The following is a 12,518-nucleotide window of genomic DNA, read 5'->3' as shown; positions in this document are numbered from 1 at the left end:
GCGTCCGTGAATACGGCAATCGCAAATACAAGTCCAAGGACAACTGGAAGACCGTCGAAATCGAACGCTACCGCGACGCAGCCTTCCGCCATTGGGCACAGTACATTGATGATCCCCAAAGCCGTGACGAAGAATCCGGCCTTCCCCACCTCTGGCATGTTGCCTGCAACATCTCATTTCTGGTAAGCCTGGAGGAAAACAATGCAGATTGAAGACATCGTAACCAAGGCTGACCTAGCCGCCTTCGAAAAGAGGATTATGGCAGCTATTACCGCAGACAGGACCAAGACCGAACCTTGTTTCCTTGACCTGGTAGCAACCGCCAAAAAGTACAATCTCAAGAAGGGAAAACTCAGCGAACTCGTCAGGACCGGCGAAATCGCTCACAGCAAGTTCGGCCGCAAGATCTTCATCGACACAAACGACATGGACGCTTACTTCCGCAAGAACCGCATCATGAGCGACGAAGAAGCTGCCAGCAAGGCGTTCGCGAGGGCATAACATGGCTTATAACATTAAAACAACTCATCACGAATTAATCAATAATGCCTTGACCGAAATCAAGACCGACGCTACCGTTTACGAAATGAACGAAGTCAAGGATTACATCCAGGAATTCATCGAGCAGTTTACGGACTACTCCGACGAAGGTCTGATCAAGGTCGCCGTTTTCCACACCGACGATTACGGCAAAATGGACACGAGAATGTTCTACACCTACAAGGAAAAGGACATGATCAGCTTCAACAAGGACCACGGCCGTCCAAAAATTTTGGAAACCTCAGAGGTGCAGGAATGAGAGGTTTCACTTACACTTACTATGGATTACTATTCCCTAACGGAATACTCAAATTCAAAACCAAAACAAGCAAAGACGCTTTTGCCAGAGCATCTGCAAAAACAAGCATTTACTTGTTCAGGATTGAAGACTGCATAAAACAAGTAGAATCATACAGCATTACATACAAGGAATGGCTCCGCGAATTGAACGGACTCCCGCAAGAACTTCACGAAGCCGCACAAAATATCATTGACAAAGAAACTCAAAAATAACATAGGAGACATAAAATGAAAAAGACAATCTTCGCAATCATCATCGCACTCGCATTCGTTGGATGTGCTCAGATCGACCAGACCGAACGCGGAATCATCCTTGAATTCGGAAAGGTGGACGAGGTCGTTGAACCCGGCCTTACCATCTACAACTTTATCACAAAGCAGGTCTTGAAGATTTCCGTCAAGACCGAACTGCAGGAAACTCGAATTGAATCCGGGTCAAAGGACCTGCAGACCGTCAATGTAACAGTTGCCGTAAATTACAGAATTGACCCGTCAAAGGTTGACCAGGTTTACACGCAGTACGGCATGAACGGTGTAGAGATTGCCCTGCAGCCAAAAATCAAGGAGACGATCACAGGCGTAACTCCACAGTACACCGCGGAGGAAATGCTGCAGAAACGCGAGGAAATCCGTCAGCGCATGGAAACCACGTTGAAGTCTAAACTTGACTCCGCAAATACACACGTCATCGTAGAAGGCCTCGCCATCACGGACTTCGCATTCGGAAAAGCCTTCAAGGAAGCCGTAGAAGCCAAGCAAGTCGCAGAGCAGGACGCCCTGAAGGAAAAGAACATCAAGATGAAGGTTGAATACCAGAATGAGCAAAAGGTGGCGAAAGCAAAGGCAGACTCCGCAGTGATCGCTCTGCAGATGCAGGCACTCAAGCAGCAGAACGGAAAGGAATACCTGATGCTCAAGTACATCGAAAAGTGGGACGGAAAGCTTCCCCAGGTATCCAACGGTAACGCTCTTGTCCTGCCTAAAATTGAATAATAAAAATTATAGGAAATAAAAAATGGGAATAACGATAAAAAGTAAAAACTTCTCGCTGGATTGCGGATATATCGGTTTCAAGCGATTAAGGGATTTTGTCGCATCCAAATGCCCGCACGAAAACTTCAGAAAGTGCGTCGAAGAATTTAATGAACACATTTTTTCCATCATGAGACCCGCCGGATGGATGGAATCCTTCAACAAGAAAATTAACGACCATGAATTTTTGGCAAACAAGGGTAGCACAAAGGAAGAAATTGAAACTCTAGAATGGTTCGGTGCTTTCGTATGGTCGAACGATTGCGATGCAGAAATGAAATTCAAAACAGCAAAGGCTATCTGGGAGTACATCAAAGATGTATCTGAAGATTTTGTCTTTGGCTATTCTGCAAGACCTGACGCAGCCACTTTCCAGCAATTCAAATTGCTGATTGACGACTGCGTAAAAAATAAAACCGGATTTAAATGGTACTAAGCATGAAGGAAGAGGCGTCTCTATGAAAATCAAGTTTGAAGACATTCCTTTCGCGACACAATTAAAACTCCGCAATCAAGCAGTCGACATTTGCGATAGCGAAACACCAACGATGTGTTACTGCGGTCGGTTGGCAACAGGTTTTCACACCCAGCAATGTCGAAAGTTCGAATCCAAGGCTCGCAAACATCCGCACAATCAAGGAACTCGCAGGCAAGACCATGAGAGAAATGTTGCGGATGAAAAACTGCGGCCGCAAATCCCTTGACGAGTTCCAGGAACTGCTTCGCCAACACGGCCTAAACTTCAAGGAGGAAGGTTAATGACAGCAGAAGAATTTCAAGTCAAAGGACAACAGACAATGCAATGGAAAATAATTGAATTAAGATGGTATGACGAATGGCTCATTAGCAACGGTAAAAGCCGATTTGCAGAAGACTTTGAAACGAAAATCGTCACTACAGAACAGCTAGTTAATTACGGATTCTCTCATGACGAAATTTTAGCCTATGCCAAAAGTTGCAAACCTGTAGAAACCGAAAAGAAACAACGTCAAGAAAAGACAGAAGAAAAAGATGAACCGTATAGGGCGCCCAATCCACTTGAACGCTACAAAATAAATCAATTGGCAAGGTACAACTTGAAAGTTCATATACTGAAAGATCTTTTGTTTGACATGACGGTTTGCGACATTGAAGGCTGGGATAAGACTGAACTTTTAGACCAACTTAAAGAACTTCTAAATTCGTTCGATTACAGAAGCAAACAGCCATTACAATGCCTTATAGACGAAACGAGACCTTGTTGTGACCATGATGTTGTCCGGCTGGGCGACATAGCAACATTCCATCGTGGAAGCGGAATAACGAAAGACAAGTTGATTAGGAGGGAGGATGAAGATTGATTTTGCTCAAGGATACGAAAAATGGCTGGATAATGTCGCAAAAGCACAAAACAAAATAAAGGATATCAAGGCTAAAAAATCGGCTTCCAAATGGCAACGCTACTACAAGGCTCACAAAGAAGAACTGAATGCCAAGAAGAAGGATTACCACAAGAACAATCACGACGCTTATAAAAAGAGCCTCAACAAGTGGTATGAAAACTTGAAAAAAAATCCTCAAAAATATGCTAAGTATATTGCCAAAATTAGCGAAAACAGGAGAAGACGAAAGAACACTATACTTTCATCCACTACTCAAGAATCGTAAGAATCAAGTAATCTACAATGCAGGACAAAATCCTGCATTTTTTTGATTTATTTTAAACAAAATACTTGATAAAATAAATAAAATTATATATATTTGTAATATCAAAGAACAATTAACGGAGGTTAAATGAATGCAAAAGAGCTAATCAAGAAACTTGAACAGGCGGGATTCGTTCTTGACAGAATTCCTGGGTCATCCCACAGAATCTACAAGAAAAAAGGTTTTCCGCAAATATCGGTACCCTACCACGGATCGCAAGACTTGAAGAAAGGAACCGAAAACAAGATTCTGAAAGCAGCGGGGCTCAAATAAGGGTTCCCGCCCTTTCTTGGGTATTTATTTAACAGGATTAAAAATGGAATACATAGCAAAAATAAATCATGAAGAAGACGGCTTCACCGTAGAATTTCCGGACATCCCTGGTTGCTACACCTGTGGAGATACTTTAGAAGAAGCGCTTACGATGGCAGAAGACGCCCTTTACGCCATTCTTTATGCCAAGCTGGAAGACAAGGACCCGCTCCCGCGATCCACGCTCTCAGAGGACCAGAAGAACGGTTTCTACGCCATCCAGGTCAACGGCAGGCTGGCACTCGCCTACACCATCTTCGAGGCCCGTAGGGGCAAATCCGCAGCTTCCATCTGCAAGAAGATGGGAATAGCCCCGCAGCAGTACAAGCTGGAAGATCCCAAGGCAGGTATCACCTTTGCCACCCTTGAAAAATTCGCCAAGGCCATCGGCAAAAAACTTGAAATCAAGTTCGTTTAATTCTATATTGAATACAGGCCCGCGTGGCCGACATCAACAGGTACAAACCGGTTCGACCGGCCTGGATAACGTGATGGAAAACGCTCGATGAAATTCGAGCGTTTTTTGTTTGTGTCACGATTCGCAAGCGCTAGACCATTTTTATGAAGCCACGAAAATGATAAATTCCAAACTTCCGTCACGATTTCGTCACGATTTAAAAAATTATTACATAAAGAAAAAGCCCCAAGCCCTTTATTTACAAGGCTTGGAGCGTTATTGGTTAGTTTTATAGTGCCAGAGGGACTCGAACCCTCGTTGCCGGCGTGAGAGGCCAGTGTCCTAGACCACTAGACGATGGCACCGAAAGTCTGCTATATCAGCGACGTGCGCCAAATATAGCAAACATTATAGCTATTGTCATTAATCTCTATAAAAGAGATCCATGTTGTTTACAACAGGAGTAGAAGCTTCCATGGTGTTGACGAATTCAGAGAACAGGGCCTGGGTAGCATAGGCATTCACATTGGCCATGTCGTTCTTGGCAGCAGCCTTGAGTGCATCTGCTTCCGGAGTCTTCTTGCTGACAACCTTCAGCATGACAGCACCATTGTCGGTAGCCATGGCAGAAGTCCATTCACCAACCTTGGCGTTGTTCAAAATCTTAGCCACGTTTGCGTTGCCATAGCCAAAACCAGGAATATAGCTGTCTACGGCGGCAGTCTTGGATTCGACGGAAACCTTTTCAACCTTGGTAGTGGAATCTTCTGCGTTGAAGGCCTTGACCTTGTCTGCAACAGAGTTCAGATAAGCTTCGGCAGCGGCAGCAGCCTTGCCACGGAGAAGGGTGTTCTTGATGGCATCAAAGTAAAGGTCCAGGTTACGGTCGCCAGCCTTGATATCGGCAACTTTCTGGGCAACAACAACCCACTTGCTGTTCTTCATGACAGGAGAAACCTTGCTGGATTCTTCCGGGAGGTTTTCGTTAGGCCAAGCATAAGCACCAAGGCCCTTCAGGTAACCGATACCATTGATGTCTTCGCCACGGCCAAGCCAGTTGGAAACCTGAGAAGAGATTTCGCGGGCCTTAGCAGCTTCTTCAAAGGTCTTGCCTGCGTCAACATCAGCCTTGATGCCAGCGAGAACAGCTTCCAAGCTATCGATAGTTTCGGAAGAAGCGTTGACGATCAACAGGATGTGGCCAACCTTGACCAGATCAGCACCGGTGGAGTCCTTGGACTTGCCGTAGGACTTGATGATATGGTAACCGAAGCGGGTCTTGACCGGTTCAGAAATAGCACCGGAATCAAGAGCAAATGCAGCATCTTCGAATTCCTTGACATAGACGCCACGACCAACGAAATCGTCGCTCAAGACGCCGCCCTTTTCTGCAGTACCCGGATCTTCGGAGGAAATGCGAGCCATGTCTTCGAAGGTAGTTGCAGAAGAGGAATCAGTCAGCTGGTAGTAGAGAGTCATTGCATATTCGCGGATACGAGCGTCATCGCCTGCGGTTGCTTCTACCGGGAGGTAGGAGTAAACGAACTTGGCCATATCCTTGGCAACGTAGAAGCTATCGCGATGAGCGTTGAAGTAGCCGGCAACCATCACGCTGTCGACAGACTTTTCGTCGGCAGTGAAGTCAGAAGCAGAGGCGACTGCCACCTGCAGTTCGTACTCGGTCATACGACGTTCTGCAGACCAGTTAGCTTCGAGAGAGGTGTTATGGATGGATGCACCAACCAGAACCTGAAGCTGACGAGCCGGAATAATGTTGCTCTTGAGGTCTTCTTCGTACTGAAGCATCACGCCCCACTTGAAGGCTTCCGGAGTCTTAAGCCATGCGTCGTATTCATCCTTGTTGAAGGTAGAGTCGGTAAGGAACTTGGGAAGGCTTGCAATGTAAGCCTGAGAGCGCTGCATCAGGTCTTCCTGAGAAGTAGCCTGCTGCTGGATGGCAAACAGACGGCTCTGAGCTTCCTGGACCAGACGACCGCGGACGGCATCGGGATTGCGAGTGAACTCGGCTTCAAGTTCTGCAACCGAGGCCTTCAGTTCGGACTTTTCGAACTGTTCGCCAAGAAGAATCTGGCGGACAAAGCCACGGAAAACCTCAGAACGGAGCTGAGTATACTGTTCATCTTCGAGGTGCTGACCCTGGTACTGATTCTGGACAATCATCTTTACGCGGGAATCGAATTCGGCGTAATTGATTTTCTTGTCGTTGACAACACCGACGGGATAAGAGTGACCCTGGTTAGGAACTCGGTCCATGGCCAGGAGACCCACAGCGATACCTGCGGCGAAGATTACAATAATCCACTTGGCTTTTTCATTAATCCACGTTAACATAGAGTAGACTCCATTAAAATTTTATGGGAGCAAATTTAGTCAAAAATTTCCAATTTGTTTTATTTTACCTCCATATAGTGCCGAAATAGTCCTTTTTTTCTATTTATTGTACAAACAAAATCCAAGTTTATCAACGGAGTTTGATCATGTACGATATTTTGGTCCTTGGCGCTGGCATTTCCGGTTTAAGCGCAGCACTCCATGCTGCAGAAAAAGGCCTTTCCGTAGTCATTCTGACTAAGGGTGCAAAACCCGACGGATCATCAAACTACGCCCAGGGTGGCATCGCCTCCGTTACCAACAAGGAAGACAAGTTCAAGTTCCATGTAGAGGATACCCTCGAAGCAGGTGCTGGCCTCTGCAAAAAAGAGCCGGTCAATATCCTTACCAAGAGCGGTCCTGCAACAATCCAACAACTGGTAAAGTGGGGCGTCCAGTTTACCCACTCCCATCAGGACAAAAGCCAGTTCGACCTGCATCTCGAAGGCGGCCACAGCCACCATAGAATCCTCCATGCAGCAGACCTTACCGGCAAAGAAATCATGCGAGCACTGCTTTGCGAACTCCACAAGCAGAAGAACATCGACTACCTGGAAAACTGCTACATCAAGGATCTGATTTGCGAAGGTTCCGGCAAGGACAAGCATTGCGTCGGCGCAAAGATTATCCACCAGAAGACCGGCATTGTAGAGAGCATCTACGCCAAGGCAACAATCCTTTCCACCGGTGGTGCCGGACGCATCTGGCAGTACACGGTCTGTCCGCCAGATAGCTGTGGCGACGGCATGGCCATTGCTGCTCGCGCAGGAGCAGCCCTGCAGGACATCGAGTTCATGCAGTTCCACCCCACCAGCCTTTACGCCCCGAGCCTCAAGAAGCCCTTCCTGATTTCTGAAGCCGTCCGTGGCTTTGGCGGAATCCTGAAGAACCACAAGGGCGAAGAATTCATGAACCAGGTCCATCCGCTTCACTCCCTGGCTCCACGCGACATTGTTGCACGTGCCATCCACAAGGAAATGCAGCGCTTGGGCAAGCCCCATATGTTTATTGACCTTACCGGGCACACCCCCAAGGATATCCGCAGTCACTTCCCCAACATCTACGCCAAGTGCATGGAAGTTGGCGTAGACATGACCAAGGAATGGATTCCTGTTGTTCCGGCAGCGCACTACATGTGCGGCGGCGTCCTGGTAGACACCTGGTCCCGCACCGAAATCAAGGGCCTTTACGCATGCGGTGAAGTTGCCGCGACAGGCGTTCACGGCGCAAACCGTCTGGCATCCAACTCCCTTCTTGAAAGTGTGGTCTATGCCCTCCGTGCAGTAGACAACATTGTAGAAAGCAACCTGCTCAAGGCAAAGATCAATGTTCCCCGCAACAAGAAGACCGAGAAAATTTCCTTTACCAGGTCTGCCTACTGGCGCAAGCGTCGCAAGATACTGCAGGACACCATGTGGGCACACTGCGGTATCGTCCGTACCGTAGCCGGCCTGAACCAGGGTCTTAAAATTGTTATGGAACTTGAAGCTGAAATGCAGAACACCATCAAGAACAAGGAAAACGAGAACTTCTATTTCCTTGAGTTCCAGAACGCCCTCCAGGTTTCCAAGATGATTCTGATTGCAGCTCTCCGCCGCAAGGAATCCGTAGGCCTCCACTACATCCTGGACTACCCCAACCCCGCCCCCAAGGCAAAGCACCAGAGCATCTACCTGAGCGACGAAAAGTAGTCCAAGGATAAAAAGCGAGAGACTGATATTGGCTGGACAAGAAGCAAAAAAAGTTACAGACAGACCCGCTAAGATTGGCGGATACAAACCCACTCAGCCCCTAGGACAGGGAGCCATGGGCGAACTGTGGCTTTGCCACGATCCTTCACTCGACCGCATGGTTGTAGTAAAGCAGATGAAAGGCAATCTTTCAGAGCGAGAAGACTCCGTAAAGCGTTTCATGCGCGAAGGAAACATTCTCGCCCATCTGAACCATCCAGCCATCATCCAGCCTCACGCCCTATGGAAAGAAAAGGACGGAAAGCTATCCTTGTCCATGGAATTCGTCCAAGGCTGGACGCTCCGCAATCTTTTGGACAAATGCCCCACCCCGCCTATTTGGGTTGTCATGAACGTTATCTACAACGTTCTTTCCGCCTTAGGACACGCCCATCGAAACGGAGTAGTCCATAGGGATCTCAAGCCAGCCAATATTATGATCGACAAAGACGGTCGTATCCGCCTTCTAGACTTTGGCATAGCCCATACGGATAACCCCATCAGCGACACGGGAGAGAGCCTTACTGTTTCTGGAGCAATCCTCGGTACCCTCACCTACATGAGCCCCGAGCAAACCATGGGTGAAGCGGCAACCCCGCTCTCTGATCTGTTCGCGGTAGGCATTATCGCAAGTGAAATGCTGCTTGGCGAGAACATATTCCGCGGAGAAAACTTCAGCAGCACCATCCAACGAATCCAAAAGATCCGTATTTCAGAAAAGGCTTTCCCTAAGGAAGTCCCTGTTGGTCTTCGTAAGCTGATCATCAAGCTTCTAGCAAAGAAACCTAAGGATAGGCCCCTTACCGCAAACGATGCAGCAAGCGAATTGTCCGAAATCATGAAAGATCTTCCCAGGGACCTGACACCCTACATGGACATCTGGATGGAACAGGTCAAGACCGGAGACGGACAAGGCAGCGATTTTATACAGCCTGTAATCTACAAGCCCAAGACAAAAGCATGTTTTTTATTAGGTTTGTTAGCAGGATCTGTAGCCGCAAGTGGAATTGCAGCTCTCATCCATTTTGTTTTTTAGGTGTTTTGAATGAATACAATAGACATTGTATGCCTTGTGATAATTCTTTTCTTTGCCCTGCTTGGTGTGTGGCGTGGATTTATTCAAGGTGTGTTTAGGCTGCTTGCGTGGGCTTCTGCCATTGCCGGAGCATACTTTGCCAACGGGCTCTTGAACGAAACCCTTACAGGATTCGGCTTCAGTCACTTTTCTGCAATGATAGCTTGCTGCTGCATCGGTTTCCTAGTTCCGTTCCTCGGTTTCACATTTCTCGGTCACATTATAAACAAGGCCATCGAGAAGACCGTTGTAAGTAAAGTGGACCGTATCCTGGGTGGAATTTCAGGAATGATCAAGGCATGCCTTATCTGCTTCGTCATTCTTTCTGTATTCCATGTGATGCCCTTTGGAGGCGCAATTCTTGACGCCAGAAACAATGCGGTATCCTACAAGATATACCAAATGTCCTTGGAATCCCTGGGTTATTCTTCCGAACCCATCGATCTTGTCGATGTGGCAGAAAAGAAGGCCAGCGAATATACAAAGAACATTGCAGACAAGGCGTCTGAGAAGGCTAGCGAAGTCGTAAAGGACGCTGCAGACAAGGCTACAGAAAAAGCAACAGAGGCTGCAAAGGAAGCTGCAACCAAGGCAGCAGAATCCGCAAAGAACACAGCCAAGGAAGCTATGGACAAAGCTGCCGACAAGGCCGCAGAAAAGATCCACTAGCCCAAGGCCATTTTCATAAACAACTATCGACGGGCGATATCCTTAGCGCAAGCTTCTGCTTCCTTGATGATATCGTCTTCGCCGTCTACATGGCGATTCTTCATCACGAACTTTCCGTCACAGATAACTGAATGTATGGAGCTTGAGTCCGCCGCATAGACCCAGTTACTAACCAGGTCATGGCTTGGATTCAGACGTTCATTTTTCAGATCTACAAGAAGAGCGTCAGCAAGGAAACCTTCGGCAATCACACCTGCAGGAATTCCGTAGGCAATGGCCACATTGGATGTAGCCATTTTCAGTACATCCTCCGCAGGCAGTTTTTCAGCCTTGCTTGCCACCTTGGTTAGAAGCGAGGTAAGCTTCATTTCCTCGTGCATATCCAGGTTATTGTTGGACGACGCGCCATCAGTTCCTATACCCACCAGCATACCACTTTCAAGCATCTTTGGAATCTTGGGAATTCCACTGCAAAGCTTTAGATTGGAACAGGGATTCAGAATAGCTGCAGACTGGGAATCCGCCATCAACGCCATGTCACTTTCAGACAAGTGAACACAATGGGCTGCAACAAAGTTTCCACCAAGCACACCATAGCGGTCCATCAGTTCTACAGGAGAACAGCCACACTGCTTTTTACAATCCTTCAGTTCCTTTGCGGTCTCGGCCAAATGGGTATGAAGAATAATCTCCTCTTCCCTGGCAACCTTAGCGCAGCGTTTGAAAAGATCCTCCCCCACCATGTAGATTGAATGAGGCATTACGGCAAGATGTACACGGTCTGTTTCAAACTTTCGTTCCTCGATAAACCTAAAGTTGGTTTCTATGGCTTCCTCGCTCACAAGTCCCTGAGCCATGGTAACGCCGATGGTTGCGCGAATTCCCATTTCCTTCACAACCTTCATGGTCTGTTCGCGATGCCAGTACATATCAGAAAAGAACACCGTACCGGACTTGATCATTTCTAGGACCGCAAGTCGGGAACCAATTTCAATATCCTTAGGGGTCATCTTGCCTTCAAAAGGCCATATGTGATTTTGAAGCCATTCTTGCAGAGGCATGTCGTCAGCATAGCCCCGAAGAAGTGTCATGGCCGCATGGCAATGTCCATTGTAGAAAGGAGGAAGTATGGCCAGTCCATTACAGTTGACAACTTCTGCCTTGTCGTAATCCTTTGTCGTTAGTTCACGGCCTATCTTTGCAAATTTTTTCCCAGAAATAAGGATATCCTGAACCCTTCCATTGAACAAAACCGACTTTAGAACAATCTTTGACATACGACCTCGCTATGTTATATTCAGTCCTGCATAAACTGTTGTCAAATACAACATAAAATACACTTTTCTGTTGTCATTTTCTCTTTTTTTTGAGTATAATAGCAATATGAACGCAGAAGAACTAGAGACACTTCCAATATCACGAAACGATTTTCTGAAACTTGAAATTTTCAAGAACGTCGCCTTTGAAAGCCTAGCTGGTTATCTGCTTGGTTGCGAAACCGTTGATGCAGAACCGGAAACCCTTCTTATTGATCCAGAACATCCTGTTAGAAGACTTCTCATTGTTCTTGAAGGAATTCTGGAGGTTCGTCTGCAGTCTCAGGGTGGAAATTTCACCGATACAATTTCAGCAGGCCATTGTGCCGGAGAGATGTCCATCTTCGACAATGTCAAGCCCAGCGCATTCGTTTTTGCAAAGACCCATTGCAAGCTATTGATTATCAAGCCAGAAATTGCCTTGGCAATGATCAATGCCTCCCACGACCTGTGCCTAAACTTCTTACACATGCTGAGCCAACGCATCAGAAACAACAACCAAGTCGTATGCGCAGAAGAGTATCACATCCGCTGCATCGAAGAGAATGCAAAAGTAGACTCTCTAACCGGGCTCCACAATCGTCGTTGGCTAGAAGAAATGTACGGAAGGGAAATGGCCCGCAGCAATGCCGGCAATTTCAACCTGTCAGCCATCATGCTGGACATTGACCATTTCAAGAGCGTAAACGACACCTACGGCCACCTCGCTGGAGACCAGGTCCTTATTGCAGTAGCTCAAGCGGTTACAGACAGCCTCCGTCCATCGGATATGCCCGTTCGTTATGGTGGCGAGGAAATTACAGTATTCCTGCCGGGAACCTCAACAGACAACGCCAAGATTATAGCGGAACGTCTCCGCAAGAATGTTGAAAACAAGGAAATCAAGCTTCCTTCCGGCAAGACCATACACGTAACAGTCAGTGTCGGATTTACGGAACGAATTCCTGATGATTCTGTAGCAAGCATTATTGAACGTGCGGACCAGGCTTTGTACCATGCCAAGGAAAACGGAAGAAACAGAGTCTGCGTCAACTTCGGCGACAGTCTGTTCTTGTTCTAATTTAAAGTTT

16 protein-coding genes and 1 tRNA gene are annotated in these 12,518 nt (G+C 47.1%); 14 read left to right on the top strand and 3 right to left on the bottom strand.

What is annotated here, in order from left to right; genetic code table 11:
• The 10 genes from MJZ26_11225 to MJZ26_11180 form a co-directional block, all read left to right on the top strand.
• Positions 1–212, top strand: a 212-nt coding sequence (locus tag MJZ26_11225; protein ID MCQ2106349.1) for a DUF5664 domain-containing protein, incomplete at its 5' end; no start/stop codon positions are given.
• The gene (locus tag MJZ26_11220; protein MCQ2106348.1) at positions 202–501 is read left to right on the top strand and encodes a helix-turn-helix domain-containing protein; all 300 of its coding nucleotides are present in this window, start codon (positions 202–204) and stop codon (positions 499–501) included. The genes MJZ26_11225 and MJZ26_11220, both read left to right, overlap by 11 nt.
• 1 nt (position 502) lies before the next feature.
• The gene (locus tag MJZ26_11215) at positions 503–799 is read left to right on the top strand and encodes a hypothetical protein (protein ID MCQ2106347.1); all 297 of its coding nucleotides are present in this window, start codon (positions 503–505) and stop codon (positions 797–799) included.
• Positions 800–1,068: 269 nt separating this feature from the next.
• Positions 1,069–1,833 (top strand): prohibitin family protein, encoded by a 765-nt coding sequence (locus MJZ26_11210; protein MCQ2106346.1) that lies wholly within the window; start codon positions 1,069–1,071, stop codon positions 1,831–1,833.
• 22 nt (positions 1,834–1,855) lie between these two features.
• Positions 1,856–2,308, top strand: coding sequence for a hypothetical protein (locus MJZ26_11205; protein ID MCQ2106345.1), 453 nt, complete (start codon positions 1,856–1,858; stop codon positions 2,306–2,308).
• Between the two features lie 22 nt (positions 2,309–2,330).
• A complete protein-coding gene (locus MJZ26_11200) occupies positions 2,331–2,576 on the top strand; it encodes a hypothetical protein (protein ID MCQ2106344.1) in 246 nt (81 codons plus the stop codon).
• Between the two features lie 54 nt (positions 2,577–2,630).
• Positions 2,631–3,212, top strand: coding sequence for a hypothetical protein (locus MJZ26_11195; GenBank protein ID MCQ2106343.1), 582 nt, complete (start codon positions 2,631–2,633; stop codon positions 3,210–3,212).
• Positions 3,202–3,519, top strand: coding sequence for a hypothetical protein (locus MJZ26_11190; protein ID MCQ2106342.1), 318 nt, complete (start codon positions 3,202–3,204; stop codon positions 3,517–3,519). The genes MJZ26_11195 and MJZ26_11190 overlap by 11 nt, the downstream gene beginning before the upstream one ends.
• Before the next feature lie 126 nt (positions 3,520–3,645).
• Positions 3,646–3,831 (top strand): type II toxin-antitoxin system HicA family toxin, encoded by a 186-nt coding sequence (locus MJZ26_11185; protein MCQ2106341.1) that lies wholly within the window; start codon positions 3,646–3,648, stop codon positions 3,829–3,831.
• A 43-nt stretch (positions 3,832–3,874) separates the two neighbouring features.
• On the top strand, positions 3,875–4,288 hold the full coding sequence (locus MJZ26_11180) for a type II toxin-antitoxin system HicB family antitoxin (GenBank protein ID MCQ2106340.1): 414 nt from the start codon (positions 3,875–3,877) through the stop codon (positions 4,286–4,288).
• Positions 4,289–4,559: 271 nt separating this feature from the next.
• On the opposite strand, the gene MJZ26_11175 is transcribed toward MJZ26_11180, so the two are convergent.
• Together MJZ26_11175 and MJZ26_11170 are read right to left on the bottom strand one after the other, a co-directional pair.
• Positions 4,560–4,632, bottom strand: a tRNA-Glu gene (locus MJZ26_11175).
• A 58-nt stretch (positions 4,633–4,690) separates the two neighbouring features.
• Positions 4,691–6,619, bottom strand: a complete 1,929-nt coding sequence (locus tag MJZ26_11170; protein ID MCQ2106339.1) for a peptidylprolyl isomerase — start codon at positions 6,617–6,619, stop codon at positions 4,691–4,693.
• A 146-nt stretch (positions 6,620–6,765) separates the two neighbouring features.
• Between MJZ26_11170 and nadB the strand changes: the two genes are divergently transcribed.
• Genes nadB through MJZ26_11155 form a run of 3 tightly spaced genes read left to right on the top strand, consistent with a single transcriptional unit; the run spans position 6,766 to position 10,132 of the window.
• Positions 6,766–8,349, top strand: coding sequence for an L-aspartate oxidase (gene nadB / locus MJZ26_11165; GenBank protein MCQ2106338.1), 1,584 nt, complete (start codon positions 6,766–6,768; stop codon positions 8,347–8,349).
• A 28-nt stretch (positions 8,350–8,377) separates the two neighbouring features.
• Positions 8,378–9,424, top strand: a complete 1,047-nt coding sequence (locus MJZ26_11160; GenBank protein MCQ2106337.1) for a serine/threonine protein kinase — start codon at positions 8,378–8,380, stop codon at positions 9,422–9,424.
• Positions 9,425–9,433: 9 nt separating this feature from the next.
• On the top strand, positions 9,434–10,132 hold the full coding sequence (locus tag MJZ26_11155) for a CvpA family protein (protein MCQ2106336.1): 699 nt from the start codon (positions 9,434–9,436) through the stop codon (positions 10,130–10,132).
• 23 nt (positions 10,133–10,155) lie between these two features.
• On the opposite strand, the gene MJZ26_11150 is transcribed toward MJZ26_11155, so the two are convergent.
• Entirely contained in the window at positions 10,156–11,409 is a 1,254-nt protein-coding gene (locus tag MJZ26_11150) for an amidohydrolase (GenBank protein MCQ2106335.1), read from the bottom strand.
• Between the two features lie 106 nt (positions 11,410–11,515).
• Between MJZ26_11150 and MJZ26_11145 the strand changes: the two genes are divergently transcribed.
• Positions 11,516–12,508, top strand: coding sequence for a diguanylate cyclase (locus MJZ26_11145; protein ID MCQ2106334.1), 993 nt, complete (start codon positions 11,516–11,518; stop codon positions 12,506–12,508).
• The last annotated feature ends 10 nt before the right edge of the window (positions 12,509–12,518 follow it).

This window comes from Fibrobacter sp. (assembly GCA_024398965.1).
GTDB lineage: Bacteria > Fibrobacterota > Fibrobacteria > Fibrobacterales > Fibrobacteraceae > Fibrobacter.
This window is presented reverse-complemented; position numbering and strand designations above follow the sequence as displayed.